The sequence below is a fragment of the Gammaproteobacteria bacterium genome (assembly GCA_040183005.1).
Taxonomy (GTDB): domain Bacteria; phylum Pseudomonadota; class Gammaproteobacteria.
Genome location: JAMPIW010000002.1, coordinates 161045 through 181347, shown reverse-complemented (window position 1 = coordinate 181347; position 20303 = coordinate 161045). Strand labels below are relative to the sequence as shown.

General features: G+C 62.5%; 25 protein-coding genes and 1 other RNA gene. 5 read left to right on the top strand and 21 right to left on the bottom strand.

Features of this window, described 5'->3' with window-relative positions:
• Positions 1-230: 230 nt before the first annotated feature.
• From M3A44_02375 to M3A44_02300, 16 genes are all read right to left on the bottom strand, one after another.
• Complete coding sequence (locus M3A44_02375; GenBank protein ID MEQ6340509.1) at positions 231-641, bottom strand: DUF6362 family protein; 411 nt, start codon at positions 639-641, stop codon at positions 231-233.
• The gene (locus tag M3A44_02370) at positions 634-843 is read right to left on the bottom strand and encodes a hypothetical protein (GenBank protein ID MEQ6340508.1); all 210 of its coding nucleotides are present in this window, start codon (positions 841-843) and stop codon (positions 634-636) included. The genes M3A44_02375 and M3A44_02370 overlap by 8 nt, the downstream gene beginning before the upstream one ends.
• Before the next feature lies 1 nt (position 844).
• On the bottom strand, positions 845-1309 hold the full coding sequence (locus tag M3A44_02365; GenBank protein ID MEQ6340507.1) for a hypothetical protein: 465 nt from the start codon (positions 1307-1309) through the stop codon (positions 845-847).
• A 128-nt stretch (positions 1310-1437) separates the two neighbouring features.
• Positions 1438-3729: a phage/plasmid primase, P4 family gene (locus M3A44_02360; GenBank protein MEQ6340506.1), complete on the bottom strand. Its 2292-nt coding sequence runs from the start codon at positions 3727-3729 to the stop codon at positions 1438-1440.
• The gene (locus tag M3A44_02355) at positions 3726-3980 is read right to left on the bottom strand and encodes a hypothetical protein (GenBank protein MEQ6340505.1); all 255 of its coding nucleotides are present in this window, start codon (positions 3978-3980) and stop codon (positions 3726-3728) included. The genes M3A44_02360 and M3A44_02355 overlap by 4 nt, the downstream gene beginning before the upstream one ends.
• Positions 3977-4714: a PD-(D/E)XK nuclease family protein gene (locus M3A44_02350; protein MEQ6340504.1), complete on the bottom strand. Its 738-nt coding sequence runs from the start codon at positions 4712-4714 to the stop codon at positions 3977-3979. Before M3A44_02350 ends, M3A44_02355 begins: the two co-directional genes overlap by 4 nt.
• Entirely contained in the window at positions 4711-5211 is a 501-nt protein-coding gene (locus M3A44_02345; GenBank protein ID MEQ6340503.1) for a DUF6511 domain-containing protein, read from the bottom strand. Before M3A44_02345 ends, M3A44_02350 begins: the two co-directional genes overlap by 4 nt.
• Positions 5208-6062: a P63C domain-containing protein gene (locus M3A44_02340; protein ID MEQ6340502.1), complete on the bottom strand. Its 855-nt coding sequence runs from the start codon at positions 6060-6062 to the stop codon at positions 5208-5210. Before M3A44_02340 ends, M3A44_02345 begins: the two co-directional genes overlap by 4 nt.
• A gap of 10 nt (positions 6063-6072) precedes the next feature.
• Positions 6073-6699 carry a hypothetical protein gene (locus M3A44_02335; protein MEQ6340501.1) on the bottom strand — a complete coding sequence of 209 codons (627 nt, stop codon included), beginning with the start codon at positions 6697-6699 and terminating at the stop codon, positions 6073-6075.
• A gap of 5 nt (positions 6700-6704) precedes the next feature.
• Positions 6705-7553 carry an ATP-binding protein gene (locus M3A44_02330; protein MEQ6340500.1) on the bottom strand — a complete coding sequence of 283 codons (849 nt, stop codon included), beginning with the start codon at positions 7551-7553 and terminating at the stop codon, positions 6705-6707.
• On the bottom strand, positions 7550-8032 hold the full coding sequence (locus tag M3A44_02325) for a hypothetical protein (protein MEQ6340499.1): 483 nt from the start codon (positions 8030-8032) through the stop codon (positions 7550-7552). The genes M3A44_02330 and M3A44_02325 overlap by 4 nt, the downstream gene beginning before the upstream one ends.
• Before the next feature lie 11 nt (positions 8033-8043).
• Entirely contained in the window at positions 8044-8307 is a 264-nt protein-coding gene (locus M3A44_02320; GenBank protein MEQ6340498.1) for a DNA-binding protein, read from the bottom strand.
• Between the two features lie 85 nt (positions 8308-8392).
• Positions 8393-9325, bottom strand: coding sequence for a hypothetical protein (locus M3A44_02315; protein MEQ6340497.1), 933 nt, complete (start codon positions 9323-9325; stop codon positions 8393-8395).
• Positions 9326-9338: 13 nt separating this feature from the next.
• Positions 9339-10775, bottom strand: coding sequence for a hypothetical protein (locus M3A44_02310; protein ID MEQ6340496.1), 1437 nt, complete (start codon positions 10773-10775; stop codon positions 9339-9341).
• A 102-nt stretch (positions 10776-10877) separates the two neighbouring features.
• A complete protein-coding gene (locus M3A44_02305) occupies positions 10878-11714 on the bottom strand; it encodes a hypothetical protein (GenBank protein MEQ6340495.1) in 837 nt (278 codons plus the stop codon).
• Positions 11715-11993 (bottom strand): helix-turn-helix domain-containing protein, encoded by a 279-nt coding sequence (locus M3A44_02300; protein MEQ6340494.1) that lies wholly within the window; start codon positions 11991-11993, stop codon positions 11715-11717.
• A 228-nt stretch (positions 11994-12221) separates the two neighbouring features.
• On the opposite strand from M3A44_02300, the gene M3A44_02295 reads away from it, so the two are divergent.
• The 5 genes from M3A44_02295 to M3A44_02275 are packed head-to-tail and all read left to right on the top strand — an operon-like array spanning position 12222 to position 15091.
• Complete coding sequence (locus M3A44_02295) at positions 12222-12413, top strand: hypothetical protein (protein ID MEQ6340493.1); 192 nt, start codon at positions 12222-12224, stop codon at positions 12411-12413.
• Positions 12413-12865: a DUF2924 domain-containing protein gene (locus tag M3A44_02290; GenBank protein MEQ6340492.1), complete on the top strand. Its 453-nt coding sequence runs from the start codon at positions 12413-12415 to the stop codon at positions 12863-12865. The genes M3A44_02295 and M3A44_02290 overlap by 1 nt, the downstream gene beginning before the upstream one ends.
• Positions 12862-14250 carry a recombinase family protein gene (locus M3A44_02285; GenBank protein ID MEQ6340491.1) on the top strand — a complete coding sequence of 463 codons (1389 nt, stop codon included), beginning with the start codon at positions 12862-12864 and terminating at the stop codon, positions 14248-14250. The genes M3A44_02290 and M3A44_02285 overlap by 4 nt, the downstream gene beginning before the upstream one ends.
• A complete protein-coding gene (locus tag M3A44_02280; GenBank protein ID MEQ6340490.1) occupies positions 14250-14621 on the top strand; it encodes a site-specific recombinase resolvase in 372 nt (123 codons plus the stop codon). Before M3A44_02285 ends, M3A44_02280 begins: the two co-directional genes overlap by 1 nt.
• Positions 14618-15091 (top strand): hypothetical protein, encoded by a 474-nt coding sequence (locus tag M3A44_02275; protein MEQ6340489.1) that lies wholly within the window; start codon positions 14618-14620, stop codon positions 15089-15091. The genes M3A44_02280 and M3A44_02275 overlap by 4 nt, the downstream gene beginning before the upstream one ends.
• Positions 15092-15257: 166 nt before the next feature.
• Here the strand turns inward: M3A44_02275 and M3A44_02270 are convergent, their stop codons facing one another.
• From M3A44_02270 to M3A44_02250, 5 genes are all read right to left on the bottom strand, one after another.
• A complete protein-coding gene (locus M3A44_02270) occupies positions 15258-16991 on the bottom strand; it encodes a Kef family K(+) transporter (protein ID MEQ6340488.1) in 1734 nt (577 codons plus the stop codon).
• A gap of 14 nt (positions 16992-17005) precedes the next feature.
• Positions 17006-17419: a helix-turn-helix domain-containing protein gene (locus M3A44_02265; GenBank protein MEQ6340487.1), complete on the bottom strand. Its 414-nt coding sequence runs from the start codon at positions 17417-17419 to the stop codon at positions 17006-17008.
• Positions 17420-18262: 843 nt separating this feature from the next.
• Positions 18263-18631, bottom strand: a transfer-messenger RNA (tmRNA) gene (gene ssrA, locus M3A44_02260).
• An 85-nt stretch (positions 18632-18716) separates the two neighbouring features.
• On the bottom strand, positions 18717-19202 hold the full coding sequence (gene smpB / locus M3A44_02255) for an SsrA-binding protein SmpB (GenBank protein ID MEQ6340486.1): 486 nt from the start codon (positions 19200-19202) through the stop codon (positions 18717-18719).
• Between the two features lie 48 nt (positions 19203-19250).
• Positions 19251-20258, bottom strand: a complete 1008-nt coding sequence (locus tag M3A44_02250; GenBank protein ID MEQ6340485.1) for an NAD-dependent epimerase — start codon at positions 20256-20258, stop codon at positions 19251-19253.
• Positions 20259-20303: the final 45 nt, after the last annotated feature.

Below are 20303 nucleotides of genomic sequence, written 5' to 3'. Positions count from 1 at the left end.
CTGCAAACCTTGGTTTGCAGTCGGACGCTAGGCGAATGCCGCGCTCGCGCCCCCCGCATTGCGATTTGGGAAGGAAGGACCCCTTTTGCCTGGGCCCATCGCCTCAACCGTCACCGCTGTCCAGAAGATAGCCGAAATACTACCCCCGACCGGGCTGTTTTGTTGCAGGGCTGCCGGGCCTCGAAACGGACAAGCAAGGCAAAGAAAGGACAAACGCGGCAAGCGTTACCCTAAATTGCCCACGTTTTTGGAAGCATCCGCACGCCTTCGTTGTTGAGGTTCGCGGTCACGACCTCCATTGCCCGCTGCCAGCGCCGCCACGCAGTGGTACGGTCGCAGGCAAAGCGGATGGTGATGTCCCTCCAGCCGTAGCGCTTGGCCCGCATCCACACAAGGTGGCGCTGCTCGACCTCCAGCCACTGCACCCAGCGCATCGTCTCCAGCATCCGGTCGATGGCCTCGGGGCTTGGTGGGAAGGGGCGATACACCTTCTCGTCAGCAGCAAAGGCTTCCCACTCCTTGCGGACGAAGGCAGGCCAGCAGTTGAAGTAGCCCTGCACACGTACAGGGGGCAAGCGTCGTCCGGTGGCGGCAGCCTCCACGAAGCGTGCTGCCACGTCGTCAGTTGTCCACTCAGCCATGACGTGTCCCTCCCGGCCCGTACAGGCGTTCACCGATGCGTCGCACGATCTCGCGCTCGATGAAGTCCAGACGGTTGTCGGACGCGTTGACCACCAGGATGTGTTGGTCACGCCATCCACGTTCCTTGATGGCATCCAGATCCGTGGCTTGCGGCTGCAGCCGACCAAGGGAGCAGCGGTATTGGGGTGTCGGAACCTTCACTTCACACCTCCTGCGTATCGATGGCCCAGTGCAGCAGGGCCAGTGCGTCGGCCTCGTTGTCATCGACTGGGGTGTGACCACGTTCGCGGACGGACGTGATCATTTCGTCCTTGCCCGCATTGCCTTTGCCGGTCGCGTGCTTCTTGATCGTGCCGACCGGAACGCCCTGGTACGGAATGTTGTGATGCTCACACCACGCGGTCAGGTGTCCCATGAAGCCGCCGTAGGCGTGCGCTGCGTCCACTCCCGCGTGTCGCCGAACTTCCTCGAAGAACACCGCGTTGATGTGATTGCTGGTCGAGAGCAGTTCGTTGAGCCAGCGCTTGAATCGAAGGAAGCGCATTCCGCCGCCTTCGAATCGCTGCGGCTTGAAGTACTCCATGCCGCTGGTGATGGTGCCGTCCAGGTGCTGCAGGGCCCACCCGGTGTGTGTGCCCAGATCAAGGGCCAGGATTGTCGTGTTCATCGTATGTACTCCGTGTTGGGTGGGCGAGTGACGGATGCGACGGTTTGTCAGGACAACGCCCCTTACGTGCGCGCACGTGTAGCGCGTCAATCAGGAAACCCGTCAAATCTGTCACTCGACCGGATTGATCAGTCATCGCGGTAGGGGTAGGCGTGGCTGTACGGCTTGGGCCTGAGGGCGATGCCCGCGATGGCGCGAGCCCCTCCGGTCAGCCGACACTTGTCGAACTTGCGAGTCGCCATCAGCTCCGAGAAGCGTTTGACCGAGCCCACGTACTCGCCAGCGCGCTCGGCCCATTCACGCCAATCGGCGAACAGTTCGGAGACACCTTCGCGGTGCGACTTGGCCAGCAGACAGCGTTCTTCGATCCACTGCCCGAGCGCATCTTCTGCCTCGAAATACTCCTCGGTCGCCGACACCACGCTGGCGGGCGGCTTCAAGCCCTGGCTTTGCCAGCGGCTGCAGCCCTCGACGGCCCACGCCAAAATCGCATCGCGTTCCTTGAGCAGCTTCTCGGTCAGCCTGCCGTCGCGGCGCTCGGGCGGGATCGTCACCGTGAATGGGATCAGGTGCAGTCGACGCTTCATCGCCTCGTCGACGTTGCGGATCGACGGCTTGTGATTGCCCGCGATCACCAACTTGAACTGCGGCAGGTACTCGAAGAAGTCCTGGCGCATGAAGCGCGCGGACACCTTGTCGCCACCGGTGATGGCCTTGACCTTGGACTCGTTCCAGCGCCGCCCTTGCTCCGTTTCGATGGATGACACGAATCGTGCACCGCGCAGCCCGGCGAGATCGGTGGGGTGTCGGTCATTGCGCGCCTCCATGAAAGTGTCCATCGGGGCGTTGGCCGCGTAGTCGCCCAGGATGGTGGTTAGCACGTTGACGAACACCGACTTGCCGTTCGCGCCCGTGCCGTACAGGAAGAACAGCGCGTGCTCGCTGGTGACGCCCGTCAGGCAGTAGCCAACCATCAGTTGCAGGTAGGCCATCAGATCGACATCGCCGCCGGTGACGTCTGTCAGGAACCCTCGCCACGTTGGGCAGGCACTGTCCGGATTGCCCTGCGGAGTAGCCGTGGTCACCTTGGTCATTCGGTCGTCCCGCCGGTGCGGGCGCATCCGGCCGGTGCGTAGATCGACCACGCCACCGGGGGTATTCAGCGCCCACACATCGGCGTCCCATTCCTCTGCGGTGGAAGCGTGCTTCGGGTCAGAGCGCGCGATCTTTTCAACCGACGAAATCGTGGCGGAACTGGCCAGCTTGCCCTTGAGCCTCGGCGTGTCCGCTTTCAGCGAGGCGTTGCGGCAAATGCCCCTGGAAAGATGCGACACGTAGAGCACCTGATCGGGATTCCAGCGCACACCCGTCCAGACCAGCCACTTGCCCCACAGGGCACAGTAGCGCCAGTCTTCGCCATAGCGGCGGGTGAAAGCGCTGGACAGGCCATCCTCGGTCGTCCAATCAATGCCCGTCAGCAAGTCTGGCGAAGGCGCTTCCTCCACCGAGCGCATCACCGGCATCCGCTCGCCGACGGCCAGAAAGCCACCGACATCGAAACCTTCGGGAATGGCATCTGCAGCGTCCCACCCCTCCGGCTTGTCGTCGGGTGGCATGAGGATGGCGACCGAGGTCGCGCCTGCCTGCAAGATCGCCTGCGACGCGCGGTCGGCGTAGTCCCACCCTGGCGCATCGCGGTCGGGCCAGATCAGCACCGTCTTGCCAGCCAGTGGCGACCAGTCGGTCTTGTCGACCGGGGCATTGGCACCGTGCATGGCGGTGGTGGCCACCACGCCGCTGGCGATCAAGGCCTGCGCGCACTTCTCGCCCTCGACCAGGACGACGTGACTGGCCGCACCGATGCCCGGCTGGTTGAACAGCGGGCGCGGCTCAGGCGGGGCCATCTTGCGGCGCTTCGCGTCCCACGGTCGGAATTCCTTCTTGCCTCCCGGTGGGTCATAGCGGTAGACGACGGCGATCAGCTTGCCACCGGCATCGAAGTAGTCCCACTTCGCCGTGGCCGGGCCGAGGTCGTCTACAGGCGCTTCCTTCTTCGCCTTGCGCACTGGCACCGACCGCGACCGCCCGAGCAGATCGGCAGCTTCATCCAGCACGCGAGGGAAATCGGTGTGGACGTTCGCACCGAGATAGGCCGCGATCAGGGCGAAGATGTCGCCGCCATCGCCGGTGGCACGATCCGTCCACAGACCGGCCTTCTCACCTTCCAGCACCACCTCGAGGCTGTCACCTGGACTGCCGAGGATGTCGCCGATCAGGAACTTGCCACGGCGCTTCTTGCCAGCCGGAAACATCGTGGTCAGCACCGACTCCAGACGCGCAAGCAAGTCGGCGCGAATCTCGTCTCGTTCAGATTCCCTGTTGTGCTCCGCAGGTTGGGTGGTGTCGTTGAAGTCGATCATTCGGCTCCCTCGACAGGTGCGTCCGCATCATGGGAATCACGGCCCTGAACGGCGGTGGTACGCGTGGCCCACGCAGAGAGTTCGGACAGCCGGTAGCGGACCAGACCACCCATCAGGTAGTGCGGAATCCGGTACTTGGTGCGCATCGCGTGGTCGGCGAACCAGTAGTACGGCAGGCGCAACGCGGCGGCCGCCTGCTTGGCATCGATCATCGGCTCGATGCCGGTGGCCGGGGTGTTGTTGTCGGTCATGCTTGTGTTCTCCAGCAGCGGTCTTGCCACGCGCACATCCGGCACTCGAAGTGGGTCGGGTCATTGAAGGCGCGCGGCAGGAGATCTCCCGCTTCGGTCGCCGTGATGACCTTCACCGCCCGATCAGACATTCGCTGGGCCAGGGCTGCGTCAAAGGGCACGGCCTCGGTGTAGATCTCCATCGTGTCGGCGTTGAGCGCCGTGAAGATCGCCGGGTGCTCGTGCAGTTCGAGATAGGCTTGGTAGATCGCCACTTGCGCGGCGTATACGGGCTTGGCCACGGCGAGCCGGTTCTTCTCCAGCTCGCGCCAGGACTTCATGCCGAGGCACTTGTTTTCCCAGAGCGCCGGGTAGGCAAAGCCCTCCGGGCCATCGACGATGACGCCGTCGATGTGGCCCTGCAGACGGCCATCAGCCACGGAGAAGCCAAACTGCTCGCCATCGGCCCTGCGGGTACGCAATTCGAAACCGGCGTCGCGCAGCCACGCGACCATGCAGTCCTCCATGACGTGGCCGCGCTCGAAGATGCGCAGCATCCGGCCCGGGGTGTCCCGGCCGTGATCGACGGGAGCCTTGGCGTACTCAAACTGCAGCGCACGCTCGCAGGCAGCGCCCAACCGCGAGGCACCAAGGTACTGGCGCTCGGACTGCTGGGCTCGCGCCCGCTGCATCCCGGCGTCGACCAGCGCAGTGATCTGGCCCGAGATGCTCGAAGTGGAGTTGAAGTCCATCATGGCTTCTTCCCCTTCGGTTCTTCCCAAGGCAGGTCGTCGTCCAGATCCGCGAACGGATTGGCCGCACTCGGTGTCATGGGGTCGGGCGTTGGCGTCATGCCGCGCACGGGCGGGTACTTGCTCGCCTCGTGGTGCTCAACCATCGCCTCGGTATAGCAAGTGACGATGGCGTCGATCACCTGCAGCGCCTCGGCTTCGGAGTAGTTGCCCAGCGGTTTGGTGAAGCCGATCTCGCCTGCCGCCTCGCCGAAGGACTTGAGGCACTTGCGTATCGCGGCCAGCTCGATATCAGAGGGATCGATCATGGCGACCCCCTTGATGTCGGTCCGACCATCCTTGGCGCGCAGCCAGTTGCCGTACATCGCGTGGAACGCGGATTGGCAGCGCTGCGAGCAGAACACCCAGTCGATGGGGTAGCGCCGGGGATCGCCGATACCGTGTCGGTTGTCGGTGTGACCGAATCCCCGGGCCTGTCGTTTGCAGACCCAGCATTTCACGCCCCCTCCTCAAAGTCTTCGGCCAGCAGCGCCAGCTGCAGCGCGCCGCCAGCGAAGGCCGCTTCACAGCGGCGGTCGAAGTCGCGGTAGCAGGTCGAGCTGCGCGCAATGGCGGTGACCGCGTGAATCTGCGTTTCCAGACGGGCGAGGCCCTGATCGGACAGCCACTGGTGGTGCTTCTGCGAGATGCCCTTGCGGGCGCGAATCTCGTCGATCAGCGTGGCGGGCAGCACCGGGCCGTAGACCCAGCGCTGCGTGATCTGACCGACAACGTGGGGCGGGTTTTGGTCGTGGCCCTGGTACTTCCAGCCGAACAGCCGGTAGAGGGCGCGGTAGTAGTCCGGGTGGAAGCGGCGCTCCCACGAAGAGCACGACTGGCGCAGCAGCTTGGAGATCAGTTCCTGCAGCGCGTCAGGCGCGCGGTGGTACTGGTAGCCCGTCGCCTCGTCGATCAGCGCGACCTCGCCGGTGGTGGCCAGCGCGCGCATGATCTTCATGCAATTGGGCACGATGCCCTGGCGGGCCTTGTGCAGCGTGCCGTTGATGGCCGCGCTGACCACCGCCGACGCGACGTCGGCAATGATCCCGGCCGGGAAGAACTGCGCCTGCCGACCTGACGGCAACAGAATCGGCTCACGAGTTTTCTCCAATGCCGACAAGGACTTAGGAGCGAAGTCGGCAAGAAACCGGGCAAATCGGCCACCCTTGTGCGTCTCGTGGAAACCCAGCAGCTTGGCCAGTTGGCGACGAACGTAGCCACGCTCGCCGCCCTTGAGGACGACGGCCTCGCATTGCAGATCGCCGAAGCGCACGACGCCGTAGTGACTGGCAGTGAGGACGGATGCATTCATAGCCGTCTCCTCACTGAGCCCAGGACGGTTTGCCCGTCACTGGTGCGCGTTGCGGGGTGGGCGCGGAATAGGCCGGGGCCGCCTGCGCGGGAGCGCCGGAGTTGCCACCGCCCGGACTGCCCTTCGTCGGCACACCTTTCAACTTGGCGTAGTCGGGGTGGTCGGGCTCGACTGCCAGCTTCACCACGTTGCGGTCTTGACCCTTGGCGTCCTTCTCGATGTCGACGCGCGCCAAGAACTCCAGACCGTCCAGTTCGGCGAAGCCATTGATGCGGCGCGCGGCGGCGGCCTGTGGGCTGTTGTCTTGCGGGTGGACGTTGCGGGCGCTGTTGAGCGCGGCCCGGATGAAGCTGCGCCCCATCTGGCCCCAGGTCGGGCCTTTCTTGGAGAGCAGGCCGACGTTGCTCCACATCTTGCGCTTGGCATGATCGCCAGCGGTGACCACAAACTCGGCGGCCAGATAGATGGAACCGGTCTCGAACGATTCGGTGGCGTAGCCGCCACCCCAGCCTTGCTCGGGGTCGTCATAGCCACCCGGCTTGATGGTCATTCGCACCGGCACGACGGTGCCCTTGGGGATCAGATCGAAGCCGGATTGCTGAGAGTCGGCGTCGTTGAAGTCATTCCATGCGGTCATTGCGATTACTCCTGAGATTCGATGTGTGCGGGGTTGGCGGCGCTGGCTAGCGCGGGGACAGCGCCCGCGCACTTGGCGATCAGCGCGCCGAGATGCGGCGGCTCCAGCAGGTCGAGACGACCGCTGCGGTCTTTGGCCGGGAAGCCGTAGGGATTGACGGTGTGCGTGATGAAGGCGCGGTAGGAACTGCCGTCCTCGGCCTTGATCTCGGCCAGCGTCACGACCTCATCGACGATGCCGGGCAGCTCCAGGCTGGTCTTGCTGCCTTCGATCTGCGGGACGAACACCTTGCGATTGAAGTCATCCAGTCGCTCATCGAGGATCGCCACGAACACAACGTTCTTGCCACGGGCGTGCTGCAGGTGGGTCAACGCGCCGATCATTTCCTGGCCGAGCAGCCCGTAGGCCGCGCGCAGATCGGGCTTGCCGGAACGATCACTGACCGCCCCGGGCTGCGTCTTGCACCACGCAAAGCACTGGCGAGACAGTTGCGTGATCGAGTCAAGGAAGAAGGTCTGGTAGCGACCGAGCTGCGTCGCATCGCCAAACTTCTCGATGACGTGGTCGTAGTGCGCCTGCGAGAACGCGCTCTCCGGCGGCAGCGACTTGTCCGGGCCCGCAAGGAACACGAAGAAGTCGCGGCTCTCGGGCCAGGACGCCGGGCGGATGGTGTCGCCCGGCCAGTCGGCGACCGCCAAGTCGCCTGCCTCGATGTCAAGGAACAGTGTGGTGGCGGGGTCGAGGTCTTTGAGCCGAGACGTCTTGCCGATGCCGGACTTGCCCAGCATCAGCAGCTTCACGCCCTTGCGCTCGGCCATCCGCTCGACGGCGGACACGATGGGTAGCCGCTTCATGCCTCACCCCCATCGGTGCTCAGGGTGAAGGACGGCTTGCCGGAATCGACCGTGCGGGCGGCCGCGAATTGCTGCTGCAATGCAGGCGGCCAGTTGATGTACCGGGACTCGGACACTGAGAGCTTGACGTCGAGGTAGCCCTCGACCTTCTCGCCTGAGGCCACGATGCGCTCGGCGATTTCGCCCAACTGTTTCTGGTTCCAGCTGACCTTTTTGGGCAGCTCGAACTTGATGTGCAGCGGGCCGTCGCTGATGTGGGCGGTACCAAAGTCACGGCCTGATTCACGCAGTGCGACACGGGCCTGCTCGCCGTAGCACTGTTCCAGCGCCGCATCGAACTTGGTGCGAGCCTTCTTTAGCCAGTCGATGGCAGCATCAAGGTTCTTGTCGACCTCGCACTTCTGCTCGGGCGGCAGCGCGGCCAGTTGGCTCACAGACATCTCAGCGATGTCGACGGGGAAGATGGTCAGATCGCTCATGGCCGTCCTCCTCACTGGTACGCACGAGTGAAGCTCGAGTAGCGCGAGACGCGGCGCTCGAAGGCTTCGATTTCGTGCAGGAGGTAGGTGACCCGGCGACCGAGCTTGCAGTAGATGGGGCCGAGCTGCTCTTGACGCCAGCGGCGCAGCGTCTTGACGGAGAGCCCCCAGCGGATGGCGAGCTCGTTTTCGTCGAGTGCGATGCAGGTTGCACCGCCGGGATTCATCCGGCGGGGATTCCGACCGGATTCGATTGATGGAACTTGGGTTTGCATTTCGATGTGCCTCCTAGATGAAATGGGCACATCGAAGTCTCCGCACGGGTTTATGGCCCGTGTCTGGTTTGATTTATGGGCGCGTTTATGGGTTGCGTCGCAGGCGGTATTTGCCGCGCTTGACCAATGCGATCACGTCCTCGCGCTCAGCCTTTCCGCCGAAGGCGTCATCGAACGACTGGTAGCCGGTATTGGCGATCCTGTTGACCTCGGCCCAGGAAACTTCGGGCGCGTTCTTTCCGTCGGCACTCCACATCTGCTTGACGATCTTGGCCCGCTCCGCAGACAGCTCGCGTGATTCGGAGAAGTGCGGCAACTTCAAACGATTGCCTTGGAAGAACTGCTCTGGCTCCGGCGCACCGGTGGGGGTGATGAAGCCACGCAGCACCCTGTCGAATGCGCTCGCGTCGAAAACGTCCTGACCGTCGTCCACGCGAACGAACTCGTCCAGACCGCGCATGACATGGTCGCGGGGCAGCTCAACTGGATCTCGCTGATGCCGCAACACGATGCCGCCACGCGGCCAGATCGGATCACTCAAAACCGAGGTCATCGCGGCAACAGGAGCACGCTCCCACGCTCGGGCAACGAACACCGGGGCGAAGTCGTGGGTGCCCGCGATTCGCACTTCCCCGAGGTGCCACAGGTGGCCCGGCACGCGATGTCGGCGGTCGGAACGCTGTCGATCTTCGATGCCGATCAAGGACGCCAAGTCGGCGAGCCACGCATCCACCTGGAGGGCGTACAACGCGATGTCGGGAAGGGGTCGCTCAACTGTTCGTGATCGCTGCTGCGGGCTGCGGTACCGGTAAACCGCCGCATCCTGATCGATCTCAACCTCGACTTCCTGCTCCGAATCCCGGACGGGGACCATCACATGGCTGAGGTAGTCCTCTTCCGTGACCCATCGTCGTTGCAGGAACGTTGGTCTGCATCGTCCGAGCGCCGCCGCCATGACGCGGTACTCAACCCGGGGCAGCCGCTCCAGCACTGCCAGAAAGCTCAGATGCGCCGACATTGCGGTAGCGCCTTCAGAACTCACGGAGCACCCCAATTCGCGTGAGCTGTTCCAGAACGCGCTTGCGGTCATCTTCGGTCTTGCTCTTGTCGTTCAGACCGTTCGGCGACGTGATTTGGACGGCGACGTTGTGGGCCTTGCGGTGCGGCTGTTTGGCCATCCTGAATACCAACTTCACCTGCGCCAGCGTGTATTCCGTCAAGTCGTCGATGCCATAGTCGTCATAGGCGACCTGATAAATCTGCCGGGTGTCGCGCCGATCCTTGCCGATCAGCATCGTGCTCGACAGATGCTGGATCAGCTCACGTCCGTTGGCCGCGTCGGTGGTTTGCTGCTCGAACGGCCGCGCCACCTTGATCTGCAAGATCGAAATCTTTTCGATGCCCGCCACTCGCTCCTGCTCGATGCGCTTGAGCATCGCCGGTGTCGAGAATCCGAACAGGTCGAATTCGCGCATCGGCATGTCGTTGATCTCCCCGTCGCACGCCAAGACGATATCGCGGAAGATGGTCGCCAGTTCACGGCGCACCTCACGGTCTTCGCAGAACACGCCGAGCGCACCGGTGCCGGGCTCCCACGAAAAGCTGGCCGACATCGCTGCAGGTTCTTCGTGCTCGACCACCTCGCCGTTGGCAACCTGCCGGAAGTGCGCCGTCGACCCGTTGAAGGTTGCAGTCAGGGTGTGCAGGAGCACGGGCGTGACCTCGTCAGAGTCCTTGCCGCCGCAGCGGTCGGCATGCGCGAGATCACGGCGCGTGAACTGCTCGATGATGATTTGGTCGGGAGCCACTTGCGGGAACAGCGCCGAAATGCGCCCGCGCAATACACCCTCAACGTCGGCATCAATGCTCGGCACCACGCCCTTCGGGCCGAGGTAGTGGCTGGAGTAGTTCTCGCTCTTCCATTGCCGATGCATCACTTGCACGCGCTCGGCATTGTCGAAGCGCTGATCGCGAGTGGCACCGGTCTCCGGAAAGTCCTGCAGCAGGCAGAGAAACAGGGCCCGGCTGTAGCGATCACTCGGCGCGGCCATGATCGCTGCGTCATTGATGTCCTCGTCGTCAAGGAGAGACTGGACGGCCTGCGCACCGTACTCGTCATCGAGCAGCACCACGCGCTCGGCCGCCCGCTCGATGTGCTGCTGCACGTCCGAGCCGAGCTTGGCGACGGCGTGGAACATCGCCTTGCGCGACTGCACCGCGAGGATGCCTTTGGCCACGTCTGTCAGCGCCGCCACTTCCGGCAGCGACGTGGCGCTGGCGCGCTCGACCAGGAGCAAGGCGAGGCCGGGTCGCTTGGCCTTGCGAACCAGGGTCACGAAGTGCTCCATACACGGCAGAATTTCCGGGCCATCGTCCGATTGGCGGGATCGCGCCTGCTTCGCGGACTGCTGCGGCGCGGCGGTCGGCTGGTTGTGTTCTTGAGCGATGATTTGTTCGTCCGCTGGCATAGGCAATTTCCTTTTCTAAACGAAGTGCGCGATTGCGCGAGTGGTTAACTGGGCGGGTCAAAAAAAGCCGACACGCAGTCGGCGGCGGGACGAAGGCTTTGATCAGAAGATCTTGGCCCCCGGCTTGAGAAGGCCATAGCGCTCCATCCGCACCTGGATGAACCGCCGGTTGACGCCGAAGCGCTTGGCCACGGCCTTCTGCAAACATTCGATATCGCCATCAGCCGTCAGGTGAAGGCAGGTGCCGGGCAAATCGGGATCAAGCGACGGGCTGCGGTGGATCGTCACACCGTGTTTCGGAGCCAACTCTTCGACCGCCAGATTCAGGCGTTGGCGCGGCACCAGCAACGACCCCATGAACTCGTTGGCACGCAGCTCGGCGAAGTATTCTTCCTTGGTGGTGTGGCCCGGAATCGCCAGGGAGGGCGTCGCAGCCGCCTCGGCGACGGGCGTGACTTTCGCCAAGTGCTCGACGTCGCGTGTGGTCGTGCGGTAGGCGCGCCGCGCCGCGTCGCTGGGTTCATCGAACAGACCCGGCCCCTTGCTGGCATCGACGATCCATCCTGGCGCATCGAAAATGGCGTGGCTGAGTTCGTGGCCGAGGGTGCTCAGTACCAGTTCCTCGCTGGCGTTCACGCCAACCGGCGACACCGACACCATCGCCGTGTCCGGCACGCCGGGGTCGTACTCACAGATGCCCAGAACAGGGTTGCCGCATTCGTCATGCACAACATTCCCGGTGCCGACGAACAGGTCGAAGACCACGCCGTTGATCTTCAGGCCGGAGATGGCGCTCAGGGTGGCGAGCGGGATGGCATCGGCAGCCGCATCCACCAGTTGCTGGCGGGCCAAAACGGCGATGCCCTCAATCTCGGAATTCTTGATGTAGCTGGGGCGTTTTCGGTCGCAATGCCGGTAGCCAAGAGTCAACACCGGCATTCACTTGTCCCCCGTCGCTTGCTTGCGATACATCCGTACCAGGCCCCCCACGTCGTCGCGCATGTCTGGCGGAAGGCGGCTGGCCTCAACAAAGGCGTCGTCGACATTCTCGCCAAGGATTTCTGCCGCCTTGCGGATCAGCTCGTCCTTAGGTGGCTTCTCGATGTCGCGCTCTATGCGCGACCAGTAGGCAGGCGAGATGTCCAGCTGCCGGGCGAAGTCATTCATCTGAATGCCCTTCGCCTCCCTCTTCTGTCTGATGTAGGCACCAAATGCCATGTCGTGACCCAATTGCGTGATTAGTTAATTGACGCCATCGTATCGAGCAGATCGGGACCTGTCAACCGTTTCGTTAACGCGCAATCAGGTTTACCTGCCAGACAAGCGCCGCTGGCCTGCCGGGGCTTCGTGGCCGCGCCACCGGATGAGCGCGATTACCCGGAATTGCCATCCGCTTCGGAACATCGCGCACATCATCTGAGACGGTTGCAATTCCTCGGAGCCGTCATGAAGAACCTCGAACTCGCATCTCCCTCGGAGATGTCCGCCAGCGCCCGCGCTGGCGAAATCACCGCCATCCTTGCGGCCGCCATCGTCCGCACCGTCGTCGCAGAAGCGCCAAAACAGAGAGAAGTTGGCCTTGGCTTCCTGCCCGACCAGCGCGTTCATACAACCCCCTATCAACAGGAGAAGTTGTGATGAACGAGAAACAAGCATCCGTCGCCGCGCGGATCGCGGAGCTGTCGAGCCTGCCCATCGCCGAGTTGTGGCCAGTGTGGGATCGGTACTTCAGCAGCCGCCCCATCAACCCGAACCGCGTATTCATTGAGTCGCGCATCGCCTACAAGATGCAGGAGGAAGCCTTCGGCGGTCTGGCGCACAACACGCGCCAGCGCTTGGAGGCCATCGGTGCCAAGCATTCCAAGATCAAGCTACGGGCTCGCCCGCGCGACACCAACTTCGCGCCCGGCACCGTGCTGCTGCGCGAATGGGGCGACCGCGAGCACAAGGTGGCGGTCACCGCCGAAGGTCTGTTCGAGTACGAGGGCAGCACCTTCAAGAGCCTGACAGCCGTGGCCCGGCAGATCACCGGCACGCACTGGTCGGGGCCACTGTTCTTCGGCCTGACCGGCAAGGCAGGTGCGCAATGAGCGACGCCACCCAAATCGCCTCTCCCAAGGCGCGCAAACGCTGCGCCGTCTACTGCCGGGTGTCGTCGGACGAGCGCCTTGACCAGGAGTTCAACTCCATCGACGCGCAGAAGGAGGCTGGCCACGCCTACGTCGCCAGCCAACGCGCAGAAGGATGGATTCCGGTGGCCGACGACTACGACGACCCCGGCTTCTCCGGCGGCAACACGGATCGTCCCGGGCTAAAACGCCTGATGGCCGACATTGAGCGCGGCCAGATCGACATCGTGGTGGTCTACAAGATCGACCGCCTGACGCGCAGCCTCGCCGACTTCTCCAAGATGGTCGAAGTGTTTGAGCGCCAAGGCGTGTCGTTCGTGTCGGTCACGCAGCAGTTCAACACCACCACCTCGATGGGGCGGTTGATGCTCAACGTGCTGCTGTCCTTCGCCCAGTTCGAGCGCGAGGTCACCGGCGAGCGCATCCGCGACAAGATCGCCGCCAGCAAGCGCAAAGGGATGTGGATGGGTGGCGTGCCGCCGCTCGGCTTCGACGTCGAGAACCGTCTGCTGGTCATCAACGACGCGGAGGCGGCGGTGGTGCGGCGAATCTTTGAGGAGATGCTGACCATCGGCTCGCCCACCCAGATTGCCGCCAACCTGACGCTGGATGGCATCACGACCAAGGCGTGGACGACACAGGACGGCCAGACGCGGGCGGGCACGCGCATCGACAAGAAGTATCTGCACAAGCTGCTGCGCAACCGCATCTACCTCGGGGAGTTGTCGCACAAGGGCAGTTGGTACCCGGGCGTGCATCAAGCCATCATCGATCCCGGTCTGTGGGGCCGGGTTCACGAGGTGCTGGCCAAGGACGGTCACACCCGGTCGGTGGAAACCAAGATCAGGTCGCGCACCGACGCCTTGCTGCGCGGCCTGCTGTACGCACCCTCAGGCGAGCGGATGTACCCGACCTACTCGCGCAAGAACGGGCGCAAATACCACTACTACGTGTCCAAGTCGGAAGCGAGGTTCGGCGCGCCGGGCAAGAGCTACGAGCGCCTGCCTGCGCTGGAGATCGAGGGGGCGGTGGTGGCCCAGATCCGCACGGTGCTGACCAGCCCGGAGACCGTAGCGTCGGTGGTGCGGCACATCCAACGCAACGGGGCCCAGATCGACGAGGCCACCACCGTGATGGCGATGGGACGGCTCAACAACGTCTGGGATCAACTGTTCCCGGTCGAGCGCCACCGCATCGCCAATCTGATGATCGAGCGCATCGACCTCGTCCACGCGGGCGAGGTGCAGGGGATCAAGGTGAAGTGGCGTGAGGTGGGTTGGAACGCGCTGATCGCGGAGTTCGCCCCGGACAGCATCGGTGCCGAACTGCTGGAGGTCGAAGCCTGATGGACGAGTCGATGGAAACCTTTGTGCCCCTGACGTTTCGCCGCCGGGGCGTCCAACGCGTGGCTGCCGACGAGCGCAGCGTCCACGACGTGACCCTGCTCGACGGTGTGGCACGGGCCTTTTACTGGCAGCACCTGCTGGACACCGGCGCGATGCAGAGCGGTTCGGCCATCGCCCGCGCCGAGAAGCTGCACCACTCGGTGGTCAACGAACTGCTGCGCCTGACCCTGCTGGCCCCCGACATCATTGAGCAGTTCATCGCGGGCAAGCAGCCACGGCGGCTGACGCTGATGTGGTTTCAGCGAAACCGCCTGACGGTCGACTGGCACGCCCAGCGCCAGCTCATGGCCACCTTCGAGGAGGACGTATGAGCAAGAAGCATCGCGGCCACGCCAAGGGCGACCCAGTGACGTATCAGACGCCGCTGCCTGCTGGCGGCGTGCAGATGGAAACTTTCCTGCCTTGGACGCTGGTGCGCCGGGGTTTGAAGAAGCAGGTCATCACGCCGCTGGACGCGCCGCAGGAATTTCTGTCCGAGGCCACCCGGGAGCGGGAAGCCCGGTCGGCCGCGCAGGACACCGCGTTGATGCGGGCGCTCGGACTGGCACACCACTGGCAACGCCTGCTGGATGAGCAGCGGGCTGCGTCGGTGGCGGAGATCGCCGAGGCCGAAGGCATGGACGTGACACAGGTGCGCCGGGTCATGCGGCTGACGCTCCTGGCCCCGGAGGTCGTGGAACGGCTGGTGGGCTCGCCCGATGCCGTGCTGGAGAAGGTGATGCGCCGCCCCTGGCCCAACGCCTGGGGCGACCAGATGCGCGTGCTCGCGTCACCCGGGTGAGCGCGTCGCACACAGCGCCAGCAACCGCCTGCGGGCGGTTTTTTGTGGCCGCTCGGCGCGATTACTTAGAGAACCAAACAACGCGATCGAACGGCTGAGCTGCAGCCGATCTGGCCCGTCAAAGTGAACCTGGAACTCGTTCGAGCTTCGACCGACCTGCTCATGATCAAGAAGGACGAGCCGCTCCTGCTTCCGCTATGTTCTCGGAATTTCGTTGGCGGCCGACTGTATCCAGAGCGAAACTGACCATCGCTCGCGCCAGCTCGTGCTCGCCCACGAACACCTTGCCAGCCCCGTCACGCTCGAGCAGGTCAGCTTCTTCTGCGTTGTGGCTGCGCACGATGACTTCCACGGAAGGGTTCAGTGTCCGCGCAGTCTCGACCATCGTGCGGACTTGAACGGTCTCCGGGGTGGCAATGACTAGGGCCCGTGCCTCACGGATATGCGCCTGGACGAGCACTAGTGGGTCTGTGGCGTCTCCCCACACTGCTGCCCCGCCACCCTGCCGGTGAGATTCGACGAACTCCCGGTTGGACTCGACAACCACGTAGGGCACACCCTCGGCAGCCAGGTCACGGCCGATTTGCTTGCCGACGCGTCCCCAACCGACCAGCACGATGTGCCCGGCAAGGTACTTGGCCTCCGTCGTCATCGGCAACTCCGCTAACGGATTCGCGGATGCATCCAGTTTCGAGGCGAACTTGGTGTGGCGATGTAGCCAGCGCTCCGTCGGGCCTACCAGGCTGAACATGACGGGATTGAGGGCAATCGAAATCAGGGCTGCCGCGAGAATGAGGTCGTTGCCTTCTTTCGGCAGAAGCCCAAGCGCCATACCCAAGCCGGCCAGGATAAAAGAAAACTCCCCCACCTGCGCCAGACTGGCAGCAACGATGGCCGCAGTCCGCACTGGGTAGCGAAGGAGCAGCACGACCGCAAACGCTGCCAGCGTCTTGCCGACAAGAACGATTGCTACCGTGGCGAGAACATGCAACGGTTCCTCCAGTATCACGGCCGGGTCGAACAGCATGCCTACCGAGACGAAGAATAGGACCGCGAAGGCGTCCTGCAGCGGGAGCGTGTCTTCGGCAGCCCGTGCACTGAACTGCGACTCGCGAAGAACCATACCCGCGAAGAAGGCCCCCAAGGCGAACGACACCCCAAAAATAGCCGAGGAGCCGTAGGCAATACTGACGGCGGCTGCGATGACGCACAACGTGAACAGTTCGCGGGAGCCGGTCTTGGTCACCTGCCAAAGCAGCCACGGGAATAGGCGCCGGCCTACGATAAGCATGAAGGCGATGAAGCCTCCGACCTGGGCTAGCGTGATGAAGATGGTCATCCCCATGCTGCGGGCGCCTTCGGTGGCCTTGCCACCCAGTGAAGGGGCTAGCGCTGGCAACAGCACTAAGACCAGAACCATGGCCAGGTCTTCCACCACCAGCCAACCAACGGCTATCCGCCCATCTCCCGAGTCGACCAAGCCGCGACTTTCGAGCGCTTTGAGCAAGACCACGGTACTCGCCACCGAAAGTGAGATGCCGAAGACGATCGCTGCACCCAGGCTCCAGCCCCAGAAAGTCGCGACACCTGCGCCAAGGGCGGTGGCCACGGCCATCTGCACTACAGCACCCGGGAGGGCGATCTTCCGGACGGCCATCAGGTCGTCAACGGAAAAGTGCAAGCCGACTCCGAACATGAGGAGCATCACCCCTACTTCCGCGAGCTGCGATGCAATTTGCGCGTCCGCTACGAACCCTGGGGTCGCGGGCCCAATTGCGATGCCAGCAAGCAGGTAGCCAACTAGAGCGGGCAGCTTCAGGCGGACCGCGATGAAACCCAAAATTAGCGCTAGGCCGAAGCCCGCCGCGAGGGTTGTGATGAGCGAGATGTCGTGGTGCATCTTCTGGTTCTTTGTCAGATGTTTGTATTGGTGAGGCCGTTGCCGTGCGCCTTCTTGTATTCATCGACCGCTGACTGCCGTATTCGGCGGTGCCCACCTTCGGAGCGATGCACCTCTCCCAGCTTTCCTTGGTTGCAGAGCATTGACACATAGGGCCGGCTCATGCCGAGCTGCTGAGCGGCTTCAGCCGTTGTGAGAAGCGGCTCGCCGTCTGAGGCGTGCTTCTCCTTGCCAGGCACCTTTGTTGCCTCGATGTTGGCAAGTGCAGTGATGAAGTCCATGCGAGTGCGAGTGCCCGCGGGCGAATCGTCTGTCAGCACTGTTGCCACTCCGTAGGCCGCTATCTCAGACAGGCTCTGGCACAAATGGCTGACCAAGATCTCTGGTGTCTCATCAACGCCCACGACGCGGAACTCACGGCCGGCCATGCGAAGAAGTGCGCCACCTCGCCCCTTTGCTTCCACCTCTAGGTGGTTCGCAAGAGCTCTCTCAAGTCCAAGCATGAGCGCCGGAAGTGCTGGGATCTGCCTCATAGTTTCATTCTTTTCGTTTCATCTCAAATCATATCATAATAATCGAAAGTAAAGACTCTTCATCTGGGAGAGTCCCAGAACAAGCCTAGGACGCGCAAACGCAACCGTTCCCGCTAGACCGCTCATGACCAAGAAGAACAAGCCGTGGGCTCCTGCCGGACATCATCTGCGTCCGCATTCCCCGTGTCGACGTCGCTCTGGAGGTCGAGGATCTGCGGCGGGAGGAAGAATCTGATTCGTAGGAATGCCGACAGCTCGGTCGCCCTGCGTTGGCCATTGGCTATCAAAACGAAGAATCTCGACGCTCCGAGCCGCAAAATGCTCGTTAGAGAGGCCAATAAAGCGGCGAAATGTCGATCGCCCGCATTTTCCCAACCCGAAGCTCATCGTTGGACGATGTTCTCCCTCTGAAGAAGCCTGCGGATAGCGGTTGGCTTCTCTAACCAAGGTGGAACCGGTTTGGTTCTGTAAGTAGTCCCGCCGCTTGGCACTCGGTCGCCACCGCTACAGGAGTTGCCAACCACAACCGACCGCCTCTAAACCCGCGCCAGCAAAGGAAATGGCCTCGAGAACGCTCGCGTGGCCACCAGAGAAAACGGAGAACAGAGAGGCGTCAGCGGGGGCGAAAACGTCGCCTTTGCAGGGGTGGCGCTCGCGAGGCCATGCCCGGAAACCGCGCCAACACTGGGGGAACGGGCAAAAAAAATCCCAACCGATGAGGGTTGGGATTTAGGGTATTGGTGGAGGCGGCGGGAATCGAACCCGCGTCCGTAAGCACTCTGCCGTTGGTTCTACATGCGTAGCCTGTCATTTATTTAACCGTATTCCACCCGACAGGCAGGGGAGATATACGGCGGGTCCAGTTAGGTTTTAGTGGATTGGCCCTGGACGAGCCGTTCCACGATCTTGTGAGGGTCGACCCCTGAGTGCCCTTGCGGGCTCTGGACGCACAAGCACGGCTCCAGTCAGAGGCTAGCCGTGATTAAGCGGCTAGGGCGTAGTTGTCGTCGTTGGCAACTATATTGCGTGCAGTTGGATTTACGAGGTACTCTGCCCCTCGGCATGCCCCTAAGGTTTTGCAACCCACGTCGAAACCAGGTCGCCCCCGTTTGGAAACTGTTAAGTAAGACAGTATAACGCTCTGAAAAGTTCCGTGCTTCTTTATTTATGCCGGAAACTTGTCAGAACTTGCTTAGCGTTTTTCGCTCTTGAACAACTGCTGCTTCTCGCGCTGCCAGTCACGGTCTTTCTCGGTGGCGCGTTTGTCGTGCTCTTTCTTACCTTTGGCCAGGCCGATCTCGACCTTGGCGCGCCCGCGCTTCCAGTACATTGCCAATGGCACGAGGGTATATCCCTTGCGTTCCACCGCGCCGATCAGCTTGCTTAGCTCTGCGTGGTGCAGCAGCAGCTTGCGGGTGCGCAGCGGGTCGGGATGGATATGGGTGGATGCGGTGAGCAGTGGCGAGATGTGGGCGCCGAACAGCCAGGCCTCGCCATCCTTGATGAGGACATAACTTTCCTTGATCTGCACCCGCCCGGCGCGCAGGCTTTTTACTTCCCAGCCTTCCAGAACCAACCCCGCCTCGAAACGCTCTTCGATGAAGTAGTCGTGACGGGCGGTTTTGTTGAGAGAGATGGTGCTGCTGCCATCGTCGGATTTTGATGTGTGTTTGGACATGCGCTTTTTATGGTTGATCCCGGAAGCGGTCAACTGCCGCTTCCGGGATTATACCTTGTAATACTCTTTATACCATGCCACAAACTGTGCAATGCCCTTTTCAATTGGGGTGGCGGGCTTGAAGCCCACGTCACGCATCAAATCATCGACATCCGCATAGGTGGCGGGCACGTCGCCGTTTTGCAGCGGCAGCAGGTTTTTCTGCGCTTTTTTGCCCAGACAATCTTCCAGTATTTCAATAAAGCGCAGTAACTCTATCGGTTGATTGTTGCCTATGTTGTAGAGCTTGTAGGGGGCGTAACTGGTGGCGGAATCCGGGGTGTCGCCCGTCCATTGCGGGTTGGGTTCAGACACCTTGTCGAGCACGCGTATCACGCCTTCGACGATATCGTCGATGAAGGTGAAGTCGCGGCGGTGATTGCCGTAGTTGAAAACATCAATCGGCTTTCCGGCCAGGATGCTTTTGGTAAACATGAACAGCGCCATGTCCGGGCGCCCCCATGGGCCGTAGACAGTAAAGAAGCGCAGACCGGTGGTTGGGACCTTATACAGATGGCTATAGGTGTGAGCCATCAGCTCGTTGGCCTTTTTGCTGGCCGCGTACAGGCTCACCGGATGGTCTACGTTGTCATGCACGGAAAACGGCATCTTGGTGTTGGCGCCATATACCGAGCTGCTGGAGGCATACACCAGGTGCTCGACGTTGTGGTGGCGGCAGCCCTCCAGGATGTTGAGAAAGCCTACCAGATTGCTGTCTACATAGGCGTGCGGATTGGTGATCGAATACCGTACTCCCGCCTGGGCAGCGAGATTTACCACGCGCTCAGGTTTGTATTTGGCGAACGCCTCTTCAATAGCAGCACGGTCTTCGAGGCTGGCGCGCACATCAGTGAATTTAGGGTGCGGCAAGGTCCGCGCCAAACGCGCCTGCTTCAGATTGACGTCATAATAGTCGTTGAGGTTGTCGACGCCGATGACTTCATCGCCGCGTGCCAATAGCCGCAATGCCAGCGCGGAGCCGATAAAACCGGCGGTTCCGGTGATTAAGACTTTCACTTGTTTTCTTGTTCCTGTGTGTAGAGTGGATTAGCGGGGCGTACT